Source organism: Actinomyces viscosus, from assembly GCF_900637975.1.
Lineage (GTDB): Bacteria > Actinomycetota > Actinomycetes > Actinomycetales > Actinomycetaceae > Actinomyces > Actinomyces viscosus.
Genome location: NZ_LR134477.1, coordinates 2,575,807 through 2,596,315 on the forward strand (window position 1 = coordinate 2,575,807; position 20,509 = coordinate 2,596,315).

14 protein-coding genes and 3 pseudogenes are annotated in these 20,509 nt (G+C 69.0%); 3 read left to right on the forward strand and 14 right to left on the reverse strand.

What is annotated here, in order from left to right:
• Window positions 1-66: 66 nt before the first annotated feature.
• Both EL340_RS11035 and EL340_RS11040 read left to right on the forward strand, forming a co-directional pair.
• A complete protein-coding gene (locus tag EL340_RS11035; RefSeq protein ID WP_126414601.1) occupies window positions 67-1,011 on the forward strand; it encodes a LysR substrate-binding domain-containing protein in 945 nt (314 codons plus the stop codon).
• Window positions 1,012-1,104: 93 nt separating this feature from the next.
• Window positions 1,105-2,331: a diacylglycerol/lipid kinase family protein gene (locus tag EL340_RS11040; protein WP_126414602.1), complete on the forward strand. Its 1,227-nt coding sequence runs from the start codon at window positions 1,105-1,107 to the stop codon at window positions 2,329-2,331.
• Window positions 2,332-2,494: 163 nt separating this feature from the next.
• Here EL340_RS11040 and EL340_RS11045 read toward each other — a convergent pair whose 3' ends face one another.
• The 6 genes and pseudogenes from EL340_RS11045 to EL340_RS11070 form a co-directional block, all read right to left on the reverse strand.
• On the reverse strand, window positions 2,495-3,880 hold the full coding sequence (locus EL340_RS11045) for an amidohydrolase (RefSeq protein WP_126414603.1): 1,386 nt from the start codon (window positions 3,878-3,880) through the stop codon (window positions 2,495-2,497).
• 571 nt (window positions 3,881-4,451) lie between these two features.
• A pseudogene (locus EL340_RS11050) lies at window positions 4,452-5,585 on the reverse strand (Dyp-type peroxidase); the annotation flags it as partial.
• A 65-nt stretch (window positions 5,586-5,650) separates the two neighbouring features.
• A pseudogene (locus EL340_RS15830) lies at window positions 5,651-6,466 on the reverse strand (imelysin family protein).
• A 49-nt stretch (window positions 6,467-6,515) separates the two neighbouring features.
• Window positions 6,516-7,317: pseudogene (locus tag EL340_RS11060) on the reverse strand (FTR1 family iron permease).
• A 763-nt stretch (window positions 7,318-8,080) separates the two neighbouring features.
• Window positions 8,081-9,652 (reverse strand): MFS transporter, encoded by a 1,572-nt coding sequence (locus EL340_RS11065; protein ID WP_126414604.1) that lies wholly within the window; start codon window positions 9,650-9,652, stop codon window positions 8,081-8,083.
• Entirely contained in the window at window positions 9,649-12,825 is a 3,177-nt protein-coding gene (locus EL340_RS11070) for a glycoside hydrolase family 2 TIM barrel-domain containing protein (RefSeq protein ID WP_126414605.1), read from the reverse strand. The genes EL340_RS11065 and EL340_RS11070 overlap by 4 nt, the downstream gene beginning before the upstream one ends.
• Window positions 12,826-13,077: 252 nt before the next feature.
• Between EL340_RS11070 and EL340_RS11075 the strand changes: the two genes are divergently transcribed.
• Window positions 13,078-14,064, forward strand: coding sequence for a LacI family DNA-binding transcriptional regulator (locus EL340_RS11075; protein WP_126414606.1), 987 nt, complete (start codon window positions 13,078-13,080; stop codon window positions 14,062-14,064).
• 66 nt (window positions 14,065-14,130) lie between these two features.
• On the opposite strand, the gene EL340_RS11080 is transcribed toward EL340_RS11075, so the two are convergent.
• From EL340_RS11080 to nrdF, 8 genes are all read right to left on the reverse strand, one after another.
• Window positions 14,131-15,000: a hypothetical protein gene (locus tag EL340_RS11080; RefSeq protein ID WP_164719387.1), complete on the reverse strand. Its 870-nt coding sequence runs from the start codon at window positions 14,998-15,000 to the stop codon at window positions 14,131-14,133.
• Between the two features lie 197 nt (window positions 15,001-15,197).
• Complete coding sequence (locus EL340_RS11085; RefSeq protein WP_126414607.1) at window positions 15,198-15,668, reverse strand: RrF2 family transcriptional regulator; 471 nt, start codon at window positions 15,666-15,668, stop codon at window positions 15,198-15,200.
• A 61-nt stretch (window positions 15,669-15,729) separates the two neighbouring features.
• A complete protein-coding gene (locus tag EL340_RS11090) occupies window positions 15,730-16,338 on the reverse strand; it encodes an NAD-dependent epimerase/dehydratase family protein (protein WP_126414608.1) in 609 nt (202 codons plus the stop codon).
• A 110-nt stretch (window positions 16,339-16,448) separates the two neighbouring features.
• A complete protein-coding gene (locus tag EL340_RS11095) occupies window positions 16,449-17,849 on the reverse strand; it encodes an LssY C-terminal domain-containing protein (RefSeq protein WP_232023034.1) in 1,401 nt (466 codons plus the stop codon).
• A gap of 68 nt (window positions 17,850-17,917) precedes the next feature.
• A complete protein-coding gene (locus EL340_RS11100) occupies window positions 17,918-18,373 on the reverse strand; it encodes a hypothetical protein (RefSeq protein WP_126414609.1) in 456 nt (151 codons plus the stop codon).
• Entirely contained in the window at window positions 18,370-18,798 is a 429-nt protein-coding gene (locus EL340_RS15995) for a helix-turn-helix domain-containing protein (protein WP_126414610.1), read from the reverse strand. Before EL340_RS15995 ends, EL340_RS11100 begins: the two co-directional genes overlap by 4 nt.
• A gap of 13 nt (window positions 18,799-18,811) precedes the next feature.
• Window positions 18,812-19,339, reverse strand: a complete 528-nt coding sequence (locus EL340_RS11110; protein ID WP_126414611.1) for a hypothetical protein — start codon at window positions 19,337-19,339, stop codon at window positions 18,812-18,814.
• Window positions 19,340-19,389: 50 nt separating this feature from the next.
• Entirely contained in the window at window positions 19,390-20,364 is a 975-nt protein-coding gene (nrdF, locus tag EL340_RS11115; RefSeq protein ID WP_126414612.1) for a class 1b ribonucleoside-diphosphate reductase subunit beta, read from the reverse strand.
• Window positions 20,365-20,509 lie beyond the last annotated feature (145 nt).

The window sequence follows — 20,509 nt, forward strand, 5'->3', positions numbered from 1 at the left end:
TGTCACTTCGTCATATCAGGCTCGCCGATCGCAGTGGTGCGGGCCCCGACCACAGGACCACAACTCATGCCGATCTCATCATCTCCATCCTTTTCCCAGTTACGGGCCTTCGTGGCCCTGTGCGACCACCAGCACTTCGGCGAGGCCGCCACCGCACTCGGCGTCAGCCAGCCCAGCCTGTCCCAGGCGATCACCGCCCTGGAGAAGCGGGTCGGCGGCGAGCTGGTGGAGCGCACCACCCGCCGCGTCCTGGTGACCTCCCTGGGCGAGGCCCTGCTTCCCTTCGCCCGTGACGCCGTCCTGGCCGCCGAGGCCTTCAACGAGGCCGCCTCCAGCCAGGGGGCCGCCCTGAGCGGCACGATGCGCCTGGGCATCATCCCCACGATTGCGCCCTACCTGGCCCCCGTTCTCATCGACGGTCTGCGCGAGGCCCTGCCCCAGATGGAGCTGGACCTGCGTGAGATGGTCACCGGGGACAACCTCGACCAGCTCGCCCAGGGCCGCCTCGACGCGGCGATCATCTCGCTGGAGGACGACCTTCAGCGCACCACCGCGATCCCGATGTTCGACGAGGAACTCGTCATCCTCACCGCCGCGGGTCACCCCTGGGCGGGTCGTACCGACGTGCGCCCCAGCGAGCTCGACGACCAGCCCCTCCTCCTGCTCGACGAGGGCAACTGCCTGCGCGACCAGGCCCTGTCCCTGTGCCAGCGCTACGGCACCCAGCCCCCGGTCGCGGTGGCCACCACCTTGTCGACGGTGACCCGCATGGTCGCTCACGGCTCCGGCGTGACGATCATCCCCGAGGGGGCGCTCCAGCTGCTGACCCCCTCCTCGGAGTACGGCGTCGCCCGGTTCGCCGGCGAGGCGCCGGTGCGCCACATGGGCCTGGTTCACCGGGTCTCCTCCTCCCGCGGCGCCGACTTCGCCCAGCTGGCCGGCCTCATCTCGCGCCTGGTCAGCGAGACCGACCTGCCCGTCACCACCGTCAAGACCCTGGCTGCGGCCTGAGCGGGCCGGGGCGAGTCCTTTGCCGGACTCACACCTCGCCCCCAGGCCCTCCAGGACCGTGACCGGGACCGTGCGGGCGGCTAACCTGCCCCTATGACCGGCTTCACCGACGGCGGGCCCCGGGCGACGACGCCGCGCACCGGGCAGCCGCTGGCCTGTGTCGTCATCAACCCCTCCAAGCCGCGTGCGACCGCCGCGGTGCGGGGCCTGCTGGAGCGCGAGCTGCGCGAGGCGGGCTATGCCGGCCCCGTCTGGCTGGAGACGAGCGTCTCCGAGCCCGGCACGATGCAGGCGCGCCTGGCCCTGGCGGCCGGGGCCCGCCTGGTGGTGGCCGCCGGCGGTGACGGGACGGTGCGCGCGGTGGCGGCCGGCGTGGCCGGCACCGGGGCCCAGATGGGCATCATCCCCCTGGGCACGGCGAACCTGGCGGCCCGCAACCTCGGCGTACCGGTCGGCGACCCGAGAGCTGCGGCCCGGGTGGCGGCCCGCGGCGTCGACCTGCCCGCCGACCTCGCCTGGGTGAGGACCGAGCCCTGGACCGAGCCCGACGTCGGACCGATGCGGACGGCGGCCACCGGATCCACCGGAACCGCCGAGCTCGCGCACCTTCCAGAAGACGCCGGCGATCCGGCCCAGTCAGCCGGCCCGGCCGGACCCGCCGGCGCGACGGAGACGACCGCCTCCCCGCAGCTGTCGGCCGAGGCGGCCCGGGCGGTGCGCACGATCCAGAGGGCGACCCGCAGGCCCCGCCAGTGGGCCCGACCCACGCTCGGCGACGAGCACGCCTGCATGGTGGTGGCCGGGATCGGCTTCGACGCCGGGCTGGTCGCCTCCACGCGCCCGGCGCTCAAGGCGCGGGTCGGATGGGGCGCCTACGCGCTGGCGGCCATGGAGAACCTGGGCTCGCCGCGCATGGACCTGGTTCTCAGCCTGCTCGACGACACCGGCCAGCGGCGCGTGGAGCGACTGACCGCCCGCAACCTGCTGGTGGCCAACGGCGGTCGCCTGCCGGCCGGGATCACCCTGCTGCCCGAGGCCCGCACCGATGACGGTCTGCTCGACGTCGCCGCCATCGACACGGTGGCCGGCCTGGCCGGCTGGAGCTCGCTGGCCCGTCAGGTGCTGCCGCCCTACGCGGCGCGGTACTCCGAGCCGAGCCGTTCCCTGGGGCGGGTGGTGCTGCGCCGCGGCGGGGAGGTGGCCGTCCAGCTCTCCGTACCGGCCCTGGCCGAGGTCGACGGGGACCTGCTGGCGCCCACGCGGGGCATGCGGGTGCGCATTGACCCCGGGGCGCTGCTCATTCGCCGCCCGGCGGCCTGAGGGTGGGCCCGGCCGACGGGAGCTTCGGACCTGCGGCACGGCGCGCAGCTCGCCGCGGACGCACCATAGGGCCCGGCGACTCACCATGATGAGTCAGCCCGCGGGCTCCAAGGTGCGTCCGCGGCGCCCGGCAGGCCGTCGTGACCCGACCGGCTCCCCCGCCTCACTCCTCCCAGAAGCCGGCGACGTCGATCGCCCCGCCGGTGGCCTCGAAGTCGGCGCGCACCGCCTGGCGCAGACCGGCGTCGTGAAGCCAGTCCAGGGCGACGGCGGCCAGCCCGTAGGCGCCGTCGAGCGCGGCCGCGTCCCCGGTGGCCGCACCGGCGGCCTCGGTCATGGCGCGGGTGTGGAGGGCGACGTCGGGCCGGTCGGTGACCTTGATGAGCGGGTGGATGCCGGGCACGCGCTGGGAGACGTTGCCGAAGTCGGTGCCGGCGGCGATCGTCTCGGGCAGGACGCCGGCGGCCAGGGGGTCGCGGCCGCGCTCGCGCTGGGAGCGCACCCAGGAGGTGAGCAGGGGACCGTTGTCGCGCACGGGAACCTCGTTGCAGAACTCCGAGGTGAGGATCTCGACGCCGGTGCCGGTCATGAGGGCGGCGCCGTGGACGACCTCCTCGACCCGCTCGGCGATCTCCTTGAGGGTCTCGAGGTACTTGGAGCGCACCATGATGGACAGCTCGGTGCGCTCGGGGATGATGTTGGGGACCTGGCCGCCGTCGGTGATGATGGCGTGGAGGCGGTCCATGGGGAGCATCTGCTGGCGCAGCAGGCCGATGCCGGTCAGGGCCAGGGTGGCCGCGTCCAGGGCGTTGCGGCCCATGAAGGGCTGGGAGGAGGCGTGGGCGGGCACGCCGTGGAAGACGACGTCCAGGCGACGCACCCCGAGCCAGGTCTGGTGGGTGACGTCGTGGGCGTAGGAGTGGGTCTGGATGGCGGCGTCGACGCCGTCGAGCATGCCGCGCACGGACAGGATCTCCTTGGCGGTCGAGTTCTCCTCGGCGGGCGTGGTCTGCAGGACGACGCGACCGGGCAGGGCGCCGGGGCGGGTGCGGGCCAGAGCGGCCAGGGCGAGGAAGGCGCCCACGGAGTTGGCGCACATGACGTTATGGCCGCAGCCGTGGCCGATGCCGGGCAGGGCGTCGTACTCGGCGAGGATCGCGATGGTGCCGGCCGGCTGTCCGGCGCCGTCGGTCTCCCCGGGGGTTCCGGAGAACTCGGCGCGCAGGGCGGTGTCCATGCCGTAGACGCCGACCTCGGGCTCGATGCCGTGGCGGCGCAGGAGCGCGGCGACCGTGGCCACGGCGTGGTGCTCCTCGAAACCGGTCTCGGGGTGGTCGTGGATGTCGTGGGAGAGCTCGACGATCTGCGGGGCCAGCTCGGCGACGGCCTCGGCCAGGGCGGCACGCAGGTCGGCGGGGGCGCCGGCATCATCGGGCAGTACCGCCGGTGGGCCGACGACGCCGCGGCGCTCCTCGGTCTCGGCGGCCATGCGCTCCTGGATGGCGCTGGAGGGGACGGTGGGGCGGGTGAGGTCATTCAGGTCGCGCATGGGCCCATCATGCCCAGCCGCCTGTCGGCCCGCCATATCAATTCCCGCCCCGGTGCCGGTGGGGACATTCGTGCGGCGGATCGCCAGGCTCCACCTCAACAGCCCCTCCCGCCCAGCACGGGCGGGGACATGTCACGCCTGCGGGTGCAGGATTTCTGTCCCCGACGGCGTCGAATGTCCCCGGCTGGGCCGGGCCCGGCGCAGAGCAGGCCTCACCACCTGCCTGCCGGCCATACTGCACGAGGGTCGGGGCGATGAGCCTGGGCCGCCGCATCTGGAGCACCCGCACTGCCCGCACTGCACGAGGGCCGGGGGGATTTCAAGCCACCCCACAGCAGGTCCGCGCCAGCGCTGCCCGCACTGCACGAGGTCTGGGGGCTACTGGAGGAGGTACGGGCGTACTCCACGAAGGTCCGGACCCCGTGCAGTGCGGTCATCCCCCGACCAGTACGACCCGGACCCCGTGCAGTAGCCACCGCAGGCCCCTCCCCCGACTCCCCCGGGCGCCGCGCCCAGTCCGCCGCTGATCTCCTCCGCATACTGCCTCTACCCAGGCCCGCCCGGCCGCCGCTCAGCTGAACAGCGAGGCGGCCACCATGGTGTCGCCCTTCTTGATGCCCGGCGGGATCGCGAACAGGGCCGCGGCCTCGTGCTTGAGATACTCCTGGAGGGCGTCGCTCTTGGTCATGCGGTCCAGGATCGGGTAGAAGTTCGTGCGCGGGTCCCGCACGAAGGCGATGAAGAACAGCCCGGTCTGCAGCAGCCCCAGGGAGTCGGAGCCGTCGGTGTAGTTGTAGCCGCGGCGCAGCATCCGGCGTCCCTGGTTCTGCTCCGGTGAGACGACGGCGATGTGCGCGTCGGCCGGCACGAGCGTGTCCCCCTTGTCGTCCTTGGCCGCGTAGTCCACGGCCGTGAACTCCTCGGAGGACTTCGTGGGGTTGGCGATGCTCAGCGGCGCCCCGTAGCGCTTGTCGCGCCCCATGGTCTGCTCCTGCTCGATGAGCCGCAGCCGGTCCCACACCTCGGCGAGCATGCGGATGCGCCGCGCCACGTAGTAGGTGCCGCCGGTCATCCAGGACGCTGCGGCGTCGTCGCCGGACTGGACCCACAGGTGCTCGTTGAGCTGGTCGGCCGGGTCCTCGGCCTTGATGTTGTTGGTGCCGTCCTTGAAGCCAAAGAGGTTGCGCGGCGTCTCCTGGTCCACGGAGGTCGACGACGTCCGCCCGTATCCGACCTGGCTCCACCTCAGGGCGGCGGTCCCGAAGGCGATGCGGGTGAGGTTGCGGATCGCGTGGACACACACCTGGGCGTCGTTGGAGCAGGCCTGGACGAGCAGATCGCCGTCGGACTGGGCGGCGTGAAGCTGGTCGCCGGAGAAGGAGGGCATGCCCTCCTTGAGGACGGCCGGCATCTTGTCGGCCAGGCCGAAGCGGTCGTTGCCCTCGGCGTCGACGAACAGGCTCCTGCCCACCCCGAAGGTGATGGTCAGCCCGTTGGGCTTGTAGCCCCAGGCCTCGCCGGTGTCCTTGGGCGGCAGCTGCTTGTTGGAGCTGGGCTGGCCGCCGATGAGCTCGCCGGCGGTCATCTGCTCGGCGGCCACGGCCCAGTCGGACAGGAGGGTCTTGAGCTCCTCGACGTCGGTGGTGGAGACGTCGAAGGCCGCGGTGAACATGTTGTCCTGGGCGGGGGTGGTGATCCCCGCCTGGTCGGCCGGCTTGCCACTCACTGCTGACTCCTTCCGGGGTGTCCGGATCGTTCTGACCGCGCGGCTCAGAGGACGGTTCCGACGACCTTGGACAGCGACTCGCTCAGGGCGTTGACGGCGTCGGAGAACTTGCGCTGCACGTCGGTGTAGGAGTTCTTGTCCGGGGCCTCGCCGGCGTCCTTCTGGACCGAGGCGATGGTGGAGTAGTCCTTGTAGGTCTTGCGGCCGTCAGCCGTCTCCCCGGTCGCCTGGGCCGCGACGAGGTCCTCGACGGCCTTGAACTGGGAGGTGATCTTCTCAGCGAGCTTGGCGTCCTTCTTCTTCATGAGGTCCTCGACATTGCCGTAGGCGACCTTGGCACCCTCGACGTTGGCCTGGAAGTCTTAGAGGTCGGTGCGGGAGAAGGTCTCCTCCTCGCCGACGATCTTGGTGGTGGCGACCTCCTCGAGGAGGGAGGAGGCCCCGTTGGCGACGTCCTCGAGCTCGAGCTCGAACTTCTTGCCGCCGGTGCCGGTGATGTTGCCGTAGACGAGGTCGTAGAGGGACTTGGTGTCGGTGTTGAGCTGGTCGGCGACCTTCTGGCGGGCGGCGTCAAGGTCACCGGCCTCCTTGAGCCCGAAGGACTCGGCGGCGCTGATGTCGATGGAGGCGCCCTTGGTGATCGTCAGCTGGGTGACGCCCTTGAGCTCGCCGACCATGTTGGGCTTGCAGGCGGCATAGTAGGTGCCCTCCTTGAGGGAGGTGGTGAGCTTCGTGGTGGTGCCGGGGCCGGAGGCGCCGCCCTTGGCGTTCCTGGGGTTGTCCGCGCAGGCGGCCAGCCCCAGGCCCATGGCGGTCAGGGGGAGGAGGGCCAGCACGTTGCGTCGCTTGATGGTGGGCATGGTTTTCCTTCGTGAAGAGGTGGTGATGGGAGAAGGGTCTGCGGGGAGGTCAGGAGGCTTCGACGACGGCCTCGACCTGGCGGGGCGGTGAGAGCCACCGGCCCCGGATCTGGAGGGTGAGGAGCACCAGGGGCGGCACGATGTACAGGTTCCAGCCCACGACCTGCAGCACGGTGGGCTGGAGGTTGAGCTGGAACATGGCCTGGAGCAGCACGTAGAGCCAGTAGAGGGGCGAGGTGCTGGCCGGCAGGTGGGTGGACAGGTCCCAGGCGTGGTTCATGATGCCGGGCAGGACGCCGGCCTCCTGGAGGTCGCCGACGCCGTAGGCGACGATGCCCGCAGCGACGACGACCAGGAAGTATCCGGTGGTGGCGAAGAAGACGCGGAAGTTGATGCGCACCGCGCCCTGGTAGATGAGAAAGCCGAGTGCAACGGCCAGGACGAGGCCGGTGACGACGCCCGCCGTGGTCTGCATGACGGAGCTCTCGATGCTGGAGCGCACGGTGGCCCAGATGAACAGGGCGGTCTCGACTTCTTCACGGCCGACGGCGACGATGGCGATCCACACGACGCCCCAGCCGGAGCCGCCCCCGGCGAGGGTCCTGGCCAGTGAGCCCTCCAGCTCACCCTTGAGCTCGCGGGCGTTCCTGCCCATCCAGAAGATCATCCAAGTCACCAGGCCGACGGCGCCGACGGACAGCGGAATGAGTGCGGCCAGACCAATACCCGCCCACAGCTTGGGCAGGGCGTCGCGCCGACCGGATTTAATCAGGTAGGCGATGATAATCGCTGACAACGAGGACGGCCTCTAAACCCTCCCGTAAGGCAATAAGCAGGTTGGCGAGAAACACACGCCTCCATGTCACGAATCAGTGTCTGACCTCTGCAACCAAGGTAAGCCTAGCCTGTAGATGTCTGATGACCAAGACGACGGATTCGTCGTAGTCGCATTGGAGGAACGCAGGTGATGCCGATTTCAGAAATCCATGACGGCTATGAATCGCTCTTTAATCTATCTATCGGAAGCCTCGATTCTGCGCCTACTATTGAACGAGGATTATTCATGGCAGTCTCCGCCACCTTTCTTGAACTGCGATGGGTCTGCGGACTCTGGTGTCCACAGAAATGACATTGAAGCGGTCATGGCGGGTGCGGCGCTGGTGAATTGTTGGAATTACGCCGATCCGTCAACTCGAATCCAGGTGCTGAGGCCCCAGTGTCATTTCTGTGGACACGACAGCGGCATGACCTGGGCCCTCCGGGTGACTCTTGGCCGCTGAGTCCCGCCGTGAGCGTTGCGCTCGGGAGCCAGGCTCCGGTTCGAGCCTTCAAGGTACGGACTCGGCGTCTCCGTTACCCCCTTCGAACGCGGTGTCCCCTGCACCCACCAAGGGCAGGATCACCCATGGCCGGCCACGTGAATAGGCCTACCCGAGCGGAAGGGAAGTCCTCGAGAAAGGAGCACGCTCTCGAGAACCGAGGAAAGCGGGCGGTGCGCAGGTGGAACCCAACCTGCACACCGCCCGGGGAGCACGGGCGGGGGCCCTGGCGTCACTGTCCGCTTCGCCCCCGTCTCACCCCCGCCCGCGAGTCATGACGGCGGTTTTCACGGCCTCAGCTCGTCGAGTCGTCGCCCTTCTTGATCCCGGCCGCGGAGCCCAGGCTCTCGACGGCGTCGGCGGACTCCCCTGCCTCCCCCGCTGCTCCCGCAGCGGCCGGCTCACCGTCAGCACCCTCGCCGGCCTTTCCGGCCGCCTGGGCGTCGAGCTGCTCCTTGAGCCCGGTGTTGACCTTCTCGACGTCGAGCCGGGTGAGCAGGAAGAGGATGAGTGCGTTGGCCACGAGCGGGAACCACACGTACATGACGTAGAGCATCTGGATGGCGGAGCCCGGCTGGACGTCCAGGTGCCCGTCGTAGCCGGAGGCGGCCAGCAGCCACCCGGACACGGCCGTGCCCAGCCCGCCACCGACCTTCACACCCAGGGACGTGCAGGAGAACATGAGCCCGTCGATGCGCTTGCCGGTGCGCAGCCAGGTGTTCTCCGAGGCCTCGGCGATGAGGGCGTTGAGCGTGCCCTGCAGCGGGCTCATACCCAGGGCCGCGATACCGGAGAGGACCAGCATGAGCGGGATGTTGTGCGTGTAGGCCGCCACGAGCACCCCGAGCCGCCCCACGGTGGCGATGACGTACCCGACGATGTTGATCCGGTACATCCCCCCGAACCTGCTCACCACGACCGGTGTGACCATGAGCCCCACGATGAGCGGGATGTTGATGGCCCAGGCGAAGGTCCCCAGCAGGTTGGCGTCGTTCAGGATGTAGGTCATGAAGTAGATGCCCATGTTGAGCATGGCCGTGAAGATCTGGGTGAGCAGGAAGACGACGAGGATGATGAGGTAGTACTTGTTGGACAGGAGCAGCTTGGCCGACTCCGCCACCGAAAGCTTGTCGTCCTTGGGCTCGTCCTCGCTCTCCAGCTCCTCGGGCGGCAGCTCCTCGACCGAGAGCACCGACAGGGTGTTCACCGCCAGGCCGAGCAGCGCGTAGATGATCGCCATGGTCCGCCAGCCGACGGCGCCGCCGCCGAACAGGGCCACACCGCCCACGGTGATGCTCTGGATGAGCAGGTTCGTCCCGAAGGCGAACATGAAGCGGATGGAGCCCATCTGCACGCGCTCGTCGCTGTTGCGGGTGATGAGCGCGGTCAGTGAGGAGTAGGCGATGTTGTTGGCCGTATAGAACACGGCGTTGAGCAGCGTGTAGGCGATGAAGAACCAGGCGTACTTGGCGGTGTCGCCCAGGCTCGTGGGGATCGCGAAGATCGCGATGATCATGGCGGCGCAGCCTACGAACCCCCACAGCATCCACGGCCGGGCCTTGCCCATCCGCGTGCTGGTGCGGTCCAGCAGCGCCCCGAAGATGATGTCGGAGAACCCGTCGAACAGGCGCGAGACCATCATGAGGGTGCCGACGACGCCCGCGTTGAGCCCGGCGGTGTCCGTCAGGTAGATCATGACGAAGGCGGACAGGAGCACGTAGACGACGTTGCCGGCCACGTCGCCCGAGCCGTAGCCCACCTTGTTGTACCACTTCAGGTACTTCCGCTCGCTGGCCGCCTCCAGTGCGGTTCCAGCGGTCGGCCTGCCCTGCGTGCTGCCGGACGCGCCGGCCTTGTCACTGCTCATGGGTTCACCTCGTTGTGAGTGCTGGTGTGGGTAAGGGGGTTGAGCAGGAAATGGAGCTCCATTCCCAGCTCCTGGCTGTCGGCCTGGTAGCGGGGCCGCAGGGCGGGCCCGCAGCTGTTGGACCCGATGCCCGCCATGGCGGCGTCCAGGCACAGGACCGTGCTTCCCGACGGTGTCAGGTCGGTGTTGCGCCGTCGCGAGGCCAGCTCCTCCTGCGTGTAGCGGGAGGCGTTGAAGGAGAAGGGAGTCGGCCCGACGACGGCCAGGCTCAGGCCGCCCCCGGAGACGATCACCTTGTTGCAGTCGGCGTGGCTGCCGTTCTCCTGAGGCCGGATGTAGTCCTCGTGGAGGTCGACGACGTCGGCGCTGAAGGCCCCGTGGTGGCTGGCGCGACGCTTGTCGACGTAGCTCTCCTGCGGACCCAGGCCGCAGTAGTCGACCTGGTTCATCGCCTCGGGCAGGAAGAGGCGCAGTCCCAGGCGCGGCAGGCTGGGGAAGCCCAACGTCCGGCGCAGTCGCATGCTCAGGCTCAGGACGCCGTCGTCAGTGAGGGTCCAGATGAGCCGCCCGCGCAGAGCGGGCTGGACCGAGGGCGCCACGAGGCCGACGTTGGCGCTGATGGTGACGCGGCCGGGCTCCTCGTCGACGTCGACGCCGTAGGCGCGGGCCACGGCCTGGTGGTAGTGCGCGCGCTCCCACTCCAGGCGCACGTGGCGGTCGTTGTCGGTGGGGGCCCGCCAGATGTTGAGCTCGACCGGACGGTCCAGGAGCTCGCGGTCCTGGGCGGCCAGGGACACGGGCAGGCCGGTGCGGGTGTCGATGGCGCAGCGCAGCTTGTCGGTCTCGACCTCGATCCGGGTCCCCTCGCGCCTGACCGGCAGACGGGTCTCCCCGATGGGGCGGTCCGCGAGCGCGGCGACCCACCGGTGTCGCTTGTCGGCGTTGCGCAGCGGGATCTCGTCGAAGCCCAGGACGTGGCCGGCGGCCAGCAGCGAGTCGGGGCGCGCGAGCCGGTAGGTGACCAGCAGGTGGCAGCGCCCGGTGCGCGGGACCTCCGGCTCGCAGCGCAGCATGACGCTCGTGTGCGGCGGGACGGGCTCGACCAGGTCGAGGTCCTGGCGGTCCACGACGACGCCGTCGCACAGCACCTCGTAGGAGATGCGCAGGTACTGGGACAGGTCGGTGTGGTCGAGGTCGTTGTGGATGGTGAGCAGGCCCTCGTCCTGGTCGTACTCGACGACGCGGGCGGGGCGCTGGACGTTCTTGAGCTCGGCCAGGCCGGGGTGGGGGACGCGGTCGGGCGAGACGAGCCCGTCGACGCAGAAGTTGCCGTCGTGGACGGCCTCGTCGTGGTCGCCGCCGTAGAGGTGGATCGGGCGGCCGTCGCCGCTGGTCCCGGCGGTCACCGCGTGGTCGCACCACTCCCACACGAAGCCGCCGCACATGCGCTCGTCGGCCCGGATGATCTCCCAGTAGTCCTCAAGGTCGCCGGGGCCGTTGCCCATGGCGTGGCAGTACTCCACGAGGATGAAGGGCTTGTCCGGGTCGGAGTCCAGGTAGTCGCGGATCTCCTCGATGGCGGGGTACATGCGGCTGTACAGGTCGATGCAGGAGTAGTCGTAGCGGCGCTTGGAATCGCGGTAGTAGGAGCTCTCGTAGTGGGTCAGGCGCGTGGGGTCGAACTCCTTGGCCCACATGAGGGCCGCCTCAAGGGTGCAGCCGTAGGAGCACTCGTTGCCGGCCGACCAGGAGATGACGCTGGGGCGGTTCTTCTCGCGGTGGACGCACAGCCTCATGCGGTCGACGGTGGCCTCGGTCCACTCGGGGTTGTCGGCGATGGGCTCGTTCCAGTGCTCGACCTGGTTGTCCCAGGAGGGGTCGGCCAGGAAGCGGCTCTGGGTGCCGTGGCTCTCGTTGTCGGCCTCGGACATGACGTAGAGGCCGTGCTCGTCGCACAGCTGGTAGAAGCGCGGGTCGTTGGGGTAGTGGGAGCTGCGCACCGCGTTGATGTTGTGCTCCTTCATCAGCCGCAGGTCCCACTGCATGTGCTCCAGGCCGACGACGGGTCCGGTGGCCGGGTCGGAGTCGTGCCGGTTGACGCCTCGCAGGGTGATGGGCCTGCCGTTGAGGTGGACGACGGCGTCGCTCACCTCGATCTCGCGGATGCCCACCCGGTCGGTGATGACCTCGTCGGGTGTGGTGAGGACCAGGGTGTAGAGGTAGGGGTTCTCGGCGCTCCACAGGTAGGGGGCCTCGATACTCAGGCGGGCCCGGTGGGTGTAGCCGTCGTCGCCGGCGAAGGCCTCCAGCTCACCGGAGGCGACCACTGCGCCGTCGTGGTCAATGAGCTCGACGCGGGTGGGGACGGACCCGCCCCGGTAGGCGCCCTGGATCTTGACGACGGCGGTGGCCGGTCCGGCGTCGAACCCGCTGCCGACCACCGGGCCGAGCGAGGTGGTGGTGACGTAGTCGAACAGGACGGCGGCCGGGCGGCTCAGGAGGTAGACGTCGCGGAAGATGCCGCTGGTGCGGAACTTGTCCTGGTCCTCCAGGTAGGTGCCGTCGCACCACTTGAGGACCAGGACGGCCAGGCGGTTGGCGCCGGGGCGGATGAGCTCGGTGACGTCGAACTCGGCGGAGGCGTGGGAGACCTGGCTGTAGCCGACGTAGGTGCCGTTGAGCCACACGTAGAAGCAGGAGTCCACGCCCTCGAAGGTCAGGTAGGTGCTGGGAGCGGCGGGGTCCGGGGTGTACTCGAAGTCGCGGATGTAGGCGCCGCAGGGGTTGTCCTGGGGGACGTGGGGCGGGTCGAAGGGGATGGGGTAGCGCACGTTGGTGTACTGGTGGTGGTCGTAGCCCAGGTGCTGCCAGGTGCTGGGCACCTGGATCCGGGTGAAGCCCTCCGGGACGGGGCGGGAGGCGGCCTCGCCGGGGGCCGCGTCGTCGCCGGAGGCCTCGGGGGCGTCCTGCTCCCAGAAGGCCTCGGTCAGCTCATGGACGCTGGGCAGGTAGCGGAAGGCCCACTGCCCGCTGAGCAGGTGGAAGCGGTCGGAGTCCTCGCGCCTCCACGGGCTGGTGGCGATGGGGCGGGAGGCGGGCACGTAGTAGGAGCGCGGCGGCAGCGTGTGCTCGTGGAGGACGCCGAGGTCCTCGAAGTGTCTAGGAACGATCATTGTTCGGCTCCCTGAAGGGGGTTGGGGGAACAGAGGACGCGCAGCGGTGCAACGTCCTGGTGTTGACGTTAACATGATAGACGTAATCTTCCCCTGTGAGGCAGATCTACCGACACAGTTTCGACTTCCTCAACCTCGGAGGAGGAATGGTATGGTAACGTCACCACGAAGTCAGGCTGAGGATACCCCTGACAATCCTGATAACCTCGCGTCATGCCAGGGCGGAGCCGGGGCGCACAGGGAGCGCCGTCGATGAGCGATGTGGCTCGCCTAGCCGGCGTCTCGGCCCAGACGGTCTCGCGCGTGGCGGCCGGTTCGGAGCACGTCCGGCCCGATACCCGCGAGCGGGTCCTGCGGGCGATGAACCAGCTCGGCTACACCCCCAACCGTGCCGCGCAGGCCCTGCGCCGAGGCTCCTTCAAGGCGATCGGCGTGCTGACCCAGCAGATCCAGCGCACCGGAGAGGCCCTGACCACGGCGGGAGTGCTGGAGGCCGCCACTACCGCCGACTACGCCGTCAACCTCGTCCAGGTGGAGCGTCCCGCCTCCGACGACCTGCGCGAGGCTGTCTACCGGCTCTCCCACCAGGCCATCGACGGGCTCGTCGTCGTACAGGCCGGCAAGGCCGGGCGCGAGCACCTGGTCCTGCCGCCCGCGATGCCGGTGGCGGTCTCGGACTCCACGCTCGTGGACTACTACCCCTCGGCCAGCGCCGACCAGGCCGGCGGGGTGCGCGACGCCGTCGAGCACCTTCTGGGGCTGGGGCACCGCACCGTCCACCACGTGTGCGGCCCCGAGGACTCCCAGTCCAGCCTCGTTCGCCGAGCCACCTGGGCCCGCTGCCTGCAGGAGGCGGGTCGGGAGGTTCCCGAGCCGGTGCCCGGCGGCTGGGAGGCCGCCGCGGGCTACGAGGCCGGCCTGCGCCTGGCCGCTGACCCGGAGGTGACGGCCGTCTTCTGCGCCAACGACGAACTGGCCCTGGGGCTCATCCGGGCCATGCACGAGCAGGGCAGGCGCGTGCCGCAGGACGTCTCGGTCGTCGGCTTCGACGGCCTGGCCGTGGGGGAGTTCAGCTTCCCGCCGCTGACCACCGTGCGCCAGGACTTCAAGCGCCACGGCCGCGAGATGGTGGGGCTGGTGCTGGAGCAGGCGGCCTCCGGGACGATGGACGGCAGCCGCAGCATCGTCATCCCCACCGAGCTCATCGTGCGCGGCTCGACCGCCCCGCCGGCCACCTAGGACTGCCGTGAGCGCAAGGGCCGCTCAGTGGTGCGCGCGGACACGGCGGTCGCCGCTTCGTTCTGCTCAGTCCGGCTCAGTCTCCCCTTCGGGCAGGAGCATGGAGGCGCCCAGGGCGAAGGGGAACCCGGGCTTGAGGATGCACTGGATGACCGGCTGGGCCATCTCCAGGACGCTGTCGGCGTCGAGCCCCTCCTCACCGTCGAGGCCGGCCTCGGCCACGAGATCGGCGTAGGGGACGGTGAGGTCGAGCAGGGACATGCCGTCGCGGTGGGTGGCGGCGTCCCAGGCGCCGCCCTCCATCTCCTGGAGGGTGCCCAGGTGGAAGCTCATGACACCGCGGTCGTCGACCTGCGCGGGCACGGACAGGATGTGGTGCGGCTCGGGGTCGCGCGGCGCGCGCAGGGTGAACAGGATGATGCCGCCGTCGCGGGCGGCGCGCAGCATGATGCGGCCGATGTGGATGCCGAAGCTGACGACGTCGAAGACCCCCTCCATGGCCTCCTCGTAGCTCAGCGGCGCCTCCAAGGGGACGGGGGCGCCGTCGCCGGGGTCGTTGATGGCGCGGCGGCCCGACGGCGTCGCGGCCTTGAGCAGCAGAAGGCGCCCGGAGTCGGTGAGGGTGCCGGTCTCGACGTGCTCCTGCCAGCCGGCCGGGGCCTCGGCCGGGCCGGGCTCGGACTCCACCAGGCCCATCCCCAGGACGCTGGACAGGTCGGTGCCGTCGGCGGGCCGGTGCCAGGTGATGGTGGCGTCGTCGTGCCAGATGGGGACGACGCCGTTGAAGGGGATGCCGAAGCGCACGTGCTCTCGACCGCCGTCAACTGGGCGGGAGTCGTCGCGGTGGTTGGTGCGCCGGCCGGCCCGATCTGCCGGGTCGGTACTGCCGGCGCTGCTGGCGCTGTCTTCCTGCGGTCCTGCCAGGTACTCGCTCATGAACGCAGCCTATTGCTCACCGGGACCCAGGAGGAACCGGATGCGCCGTGCGGAGAACAGAGGAGGCCGCCTCGCCGTGGACGCACCATCGGGCCCGGCGACTCATCTGTGAGGGTCAGCCCGCGAGCCCTATGGTGCGTCCACGACGCCCGACGGACTTCCGCAACCCGACCCACAACACCTAGCCCTACGCAGCCCTACGCCGCCCCGCTGCGGTGAGTCCAGTCCACACTGCCCTCCTCATAGGCGCCCTTGTCCAGCAGGGACGTGAGCGGGAGGTCGGACAGCGCCTGCACGAAGGCCTCGGAGGCGTGCGCCATCGTCGACTCGACGAGCGCGATGCTGCGGTCCAGGTGCGCCGACGGCGGGAAGATGCTGCGGGCCAGCTCGGGCGTGGTGGCCGGCGCCTCGATGCTCTCCATGACGGTGAAGACGTCGCCGAAGGTCAGCTCCTCGACCGGGCGGGCCAGGGTGAAGCCGCCCTCGCGGCCCGGGCTGGCCTCCACCAGGCCGGCCACCACCAGGGTGCGCAGGACCTTCTTGAGGTAGGAGTCCGATACCCCGAGGATGCTCGCCAGAGTGCTGCTGGCGACCGGACGGCGCCCTTCTTGCAGGGCGAGCATCAGGACGACGAAGACCGCCTGCTCAGTGCTGCGGTTCATCTTCATGAGACGCGCTCTCCTTCTCCAGCTCCTCCGCGGTTCTCCGGGTCACTGGCGATCACTGCGATCACTGCCGAGCCAGGTGGCCGCGCAGCCCGGAGACCATTGTCGCCGCCACATCCTCCACCCGCTCGGGTGCGAACCGGGAGGAGAACAGTCCCAGGAACTTGAACAGGGGCACCATCCGGGCCAGGGCGTCACTGCGCCCGGCGCCGTAGAGCACCGTGGGCTCGACGCTGACGAGCGGCACCGAGGAGGCGGCGAGCTCGGCCAGGACCTGCTTCTTGATGCGGGTGAAGGACCCCGGCCCTAGCCGGCCGCCCACGGCGCCCATCGCCAGGGCCCCTCGCTCCTCGGCCAGGCGGCGCATGGCCCGAGCGGGCCGGGCGTTGATGTCCTCAAGAGCCTGCGGGTCCTTGTCGGGCCGGCCCAGGAAGTCGACGATGGTGTCGAAGCGCTCGGGAAGGACCCCCGCAAGGGACTCGTAGGAGCGGGCGTCCGCGGCGATGTTGCGCACCCGGGGGTCGGTGAGCTCGTTGCGCCCGGAGCTCGACACCACCAGGAGCTGTGCGTGGGGGTCCGCCGCGAGCCACTGGCGTGTCACCTCCCGGCCGAGGTAGCCGTTGCCTCCGAGCAGGACGTGCGTCGTGTTGTCGGTCGTGTTGTCAGCAGTCATGTTCCTGTCCTCATCTCACTCATCGTATTAGCGATGTTAAACATCTATAGATATAGCGTATCCACGTATTGCGCGGGCGGCAAGCCCGGATCCGGCAATGGTCGAGTGACCTACCCTACGGAGACGCTTCGGTCGTCGGTCCGGGCGGCGCGGCGCTCCTCCTTGCGGGCACGCTCCCACTCGTGGACCTGCCGGGCGGAGAGCGCCAGCAGAGCCAGGACCTGGAGCGCGCTGGTGACGACCAGGCCGAGGGTGGCCTGTCGGACCCCGAGGCTGGAGACCTGCCCCATGTCAGTGATGATGCCCAGAACGAGAGTGGCCATGAGGGCGATGCGCCCGCGCGGATGGCCGTGCCAGGCCGCCACGCCCAGGGCGGCGGTGACGAGCGTGATGGCGGCCGACACTATGGCGATGACGGCGACGACCGCAGTGATGGCGCCCTGGTCCATACCGGCGACCGGAGCGGCGACCAACAGGTCGTCGACGTCGATGCGGGTGACGCGCACGAGCTCGACGACGATCGTGAGCCCGATGAGGATCAGGGCGATGACGAGCTGGCTGGGGCGGCGCCGTCGGGCCTCGAGGTCGGCGAGGTGGGCCTGGCGCAGGGAGAGCCCGGAGTCGGATCCGGGCACCACCTCGTTGAGGTCGAGGATGTGGAGGGCGCCGTCGGTGACCACCTGGTCCCCTCCCCCGTTCTTGTCGTGGTAGGAGGTGAAGAACTCCGGCCAGATCTCGAGCTCGGCGGCCTCGTTGGCCCAGCGGACGTCGTCAACGACGTAGTCGCGCTCAATATCGATGTCCGCGTCGATCTTGTGGGTGACCTGGAGGGTGAGGACGCTCAGGCCGACGGCGCGGTCGTAGGTGGCGGCCGCCAGCCAGTCGACGCGGCCCCCGCCGGGCAGGACCCAGCCGGGCGGGCAGTACCAGAAGCGGATGTGGTGGCGCTGGGAGGGGTTGCCCTCGACCTCCTTCTGGTAGGCGAAGCTCTGCTTGCGCCCGAACAGCAGGAGGTTGGAGACGGGGGCCGCCGGGTAGGAGCGGCGCAGCAGCGAGGACAGGACGATGCGCCACGACGAGCGGAACGTGATGGGATCGGCGCGCACCCAGCCGGCGGACACCATCGCCTCGTGGATGTCCTCCTCGTCGCCCTTGACCGCGAGATTGACCGGGTCGCCCAGGAGCCCGTCGGGGGTGCGGGTGCGGCCGATGAAGTAGTCGGGCACGTAGAGCCAGGTGAGGACCTGGTGGAGGCGCGGCAGGGCGAGGTAGGCCAGCACCGCCCAGAACAGCAGGGAGTTGACCACGAGCGCCGGTTCGAGGTGCCAGCCCGAGCCGATGAGCAGCCAGGCCAGCCAGAGTGTGGCGACGGCGGCGATGGCGAAGAAGACGGAGTCCAGAACGTCGTCTACGCCCCAGGGGCGCGCATTGACCTCCGACATCTTGGACGGGCCGTCACGGTAGACGGGCGGCGCCGTCGGGCGGGGGCGAGTCATCTCGGGTGTCGTCATGGGCTCACGCTACCCAACAGCCCCAACACCGGGCGGCGTTGGGGCTGCAGCCAGTGGCTTCGATCCGGCTAATCCTGAGGATCTCTGCCCGAGACGATCTCGTCTTCAGCGCGCAGCCGGAACTCACCTTGGCGCACCATTCCTAGCAGGGGCGGCTGCACACCAAGACGCATGGCAGTCGTGTGAACCGATTCTCTGAGATAGGGGACGAGCGCCATGAACGCCACTTTCTCAGCGAACTCAACCAGAGCGTCCTCTGAGATCTGGCCACCTGGCTCGCTGAACCGGTACTCAACTTCAAAGTCTGCGGTGATTTCGGCCTCGTCAGTCTTGACTCGCTGCCGGACCCGGAAGATGAAGGCCACCCCTTCCTCGCCACCGATCATCGACTCCATCGAACTCTTGATCTCGGTGGTTTCAGAGGAGGGAACTCGCTTGCCTGCGACCTCGTAGGCGGTGACCCGATTCAGCTCGAGGACTGGGAGCAGGTCGCGAGCGTTCTCGTAGCGCCGGTCAGCACTCATGCGGCTGCGGCAAAGTCACTGACGAGCGGGACCGTTCGCTCAGGCCGGACCGGAAGAGGACCGCCAGCGCTCTTATCCGTCACGATCGGCCAACCCTCACTGGGCGCCTGGATGGGCGTCCAACTCTCCGACTCGAAGGATGTGCGACCCCACGTAGTCACCCGATGCCCCACACTCGCCCCGACGGCGAGCGCGTAACGACGCAGAGTAGAGAGCCGAGGATCATTGTCCTGACTCTCAAAGGCAGCGACTGTTGGCTGCTTCACTCCCATCATCTCGGCAACGTCTCGCTGCGAGAGGCCGGCCTCCTTACGGGCCTGGATGAGAGCCCAGCGCATCTCGTCATCGGCCTGAGCCAGTCGTGCCGAATGCTCAACCAGCTCGTCAAAGTCTCGCTCCTGGAGGGACAACTTGATCGAGGTCATAGACCCCAATCTATCACGGGTCAAGGCAGTGGGAACAGACCCGGGTGTGACCCCAGCGACACTGCTCACCCACAGTGAAGCGTCGCTGCCCCTCCGCCATCACCGCGTTCTGCAGCTCCCGTTGCTTGACGACCGCCACATTCGTCTCCTTGCGATGGATGCACACAACAACGACGTCGGGATCGCCAGGCTCCCCGTGATAGGCGCGCACCAAGGCGTTCCTCGCATCGACGAACTTCCACCGAAGCTCGAAGAGATCGGGTTGCGAGACAACCGGAGACAGCGCGGAAGGACTTTCCTCAGGCAGACGTCCCCGTGCCATCGCTCTCATACGGCCCCGGATCTCACCCGCGATGTACGCCTCTCGTTGCGTCTTGGCGAAGCCTCGCAGACCCAACGGCGCTACCACCTGCTGCGCTACAGCAGCGATCTCTGCCCGTACATCAACAGACTCGGCGTCGAGAAAGCAGAAATGGATGCGTGCCGGAAAGGCGTCCCGAGGCTTAGCGCACACAGACCTCCGCATATCAGAACGGGCCATCACCCCACCATCACTGCACGTCACCCAGGAGCTCTGATTGCCTCATAGCCTCAGAAGTCCCAGTCCTCGTCCTGAGTGGCCTCGGCCGTGCCCATGACGTAGGAGGAGCCCGAGCCGGAGAAGAAGTCGTGGTTCTCGTCGGCGTTCGGGGACAGGGAGGCGAGGATCGCCGGGTTGACGTCGACGGCGTCGGCCGGGAACAGCGCCTCGTAGCCCAGGTTCATGAGGGCCTTGTTGGCGTTGTAGCGCAGGAACTTCTTGACGTCCTCGGTCAGGCCGAGCTCGTCGTAGAGGTCCTCGGTGTACTGCTCCTCGTTGTCGTAGAGCTCCATGAGGAGGTCGAAGGTGTATTCCTTGAGCTCGGCCTGGCGCTCAGGCGAGGACTCGCGCACGGCGAGCTGGTACTTGTAGCCGATGTAGTAGCCGTGGACGGCCTCGTCGCGGATGATGAGGCGGATGAGGTCGGCGGTGTTGGTCAGCTTGGCGTGGCTGGACCAGTACATAGGGGCGTAGAAACCGGAGTAGAAGAGGAAGGACTCCAGCATGGTGGAGGCGACCTTGCGCTTCTCGGGGTCGTCGCCACGGTAGTAGTCCAGGATGATGCGGGCCTTGCGCTGGAGGTTCTTGTTCTCCTCGCTCCAGCGGAAGGCCTCGTCGATCTCCGCCGTCGAGATGAGGGTGGAGAAGATCGAGGAGTAGGAGCGGGCGTGGACCGACTCCATGAAGGCAATGTTGGTCAGCACCGCCTCCTCGTGGGGGGTGCGGGCGTCGGGAATGAGGGAGACCGCGCCGACCGTGCCCTGGATGGTGTCCAGGAGGGTCAGGCCGGTGAAGACCCGGGTGGTCATGTTCTTCTCGGCCTCATTGAGGGTGGCCCACGACTGCACGTCGTTGGACAGCGGCACCTTCTCGGGCAGCCAGAAGTTGCCGGTCAGGCGGTCCCAGACCTCGAGGTCCTTGTCGTCGGCCAGGCGGTTCCAGTTGATGGCCTGGACGCGGTCGACCAGCTTGATGGGCTCGTGCATCGGTTCCTCCCGGGGTTGTCTGCGCTGTCCTCATGCTACCGACGACAGTGCCGACCGGCTGTGACGCCCGACCGGGTCGCGACTGTGGTGCCCACCGCCCTCCCGGCACTGGAGATGCCCGGACACGGGCATCGTCAACAAGACG

Bases quoted from the DNA above. Each gene is read 5' to 3' on its own strand.
- EL340_RS11080 (WP_164719387.1), bottom strand. From the start codon at position 15,000: ATGAGCGAGTACCTGGCAGGACCGCAGGAAGACAGCGCCAGCAGCGCC.
- EL340_RS11095 (WP_232023034.1), bottom strand. From the start codon at position 17,849: ATGACGACACCCGAGATGACTCGCCCCCGCCCGACGGCGCCGCCCGTC.
- EL340_RS15995 (WP_126414610.1), bottom strand. From the start codon at position 18,798: ATGACCTCGATCAAGTTGTCCCTCCAGGAGCGAGACTTTGACGAGCTG.
- EL340_RS11090 (WP_126414608.1), bottom strand. From the start codon at position 16,338: ATGACTGCTGACAACACGACCGACAACACGACGCACGTCCTGCTCGGA.
- EL340_RS11065 (WP_126414604.1), bottom strand. From the start codon at position 9,652: ATGAGCAGTGACAAGGCCGGCGCGTCCGGCAGCACGCAGGGCAGGCCG.
- EL340_RS11100 (WP_126414609.1), bottom strand. From the start codon at position 18,373: ATGAGTGCTGACCGGCGCTACGAGAACGCTCGCGACCTGCTCCCAGTC.
- nrdF (WP_126414612.1), bottom strand. From the start codon at position 20,364: ATGCACGAGCCCATCAAGCTGGTCGACCGCGTCCAGGCCATCAACTGG.
- EL340_RS11075 (WP_126414606.1), top strand. From the start codon at position 13,078: ATGAGCGATGTGGCTCGCCTAGCCGGCGTCTCGGCCCAGACGGTCTCG.
- EL340_RS11040 (WP_126414602.1), top strand. From the start codon at position 1,105: ATGACCGGCTTCACCGACGGCGGGCCCCGGGCGACGACGCCGCGCACC.
- EL340_RS11085 (WP_126414607.1), bottom strand. From the start codon at position 15,668: ATGAAGATGAACCGCAGCACTGAGCAGGCGGTCTTCGTCGTCCTGATG.
- EL340_RS11045 (WP_126414603.1), bottom strand. From the start codon at position 3,880: ATGCGCGACCTGAATGACCTCACCCGCCCCACCGTCCCCTCCAGCGCC.
- EL340_RS11035 (WP_126414601.1), top strand. From the start codon at position 67: ATGCCGATCTCATCATCTCCATCCTTTTCCCAGTTACGGGCCTTCGTG.
- EL340_RS11110 (WP_126414611.1), bottom strand. From the start codon at position 19,339: ATGGCCCGTTCTGATATGCGGAGGTCTGTGTGCGCTAAGCCTCGGGAC.
- EL340_RS11070 (WP_126414605.1), bottom strand. From the start codon at position 12,825: ATGATCGTTCCTAGACACTTCGAGGACCTCGGCGTCCTCCACGAGCAC.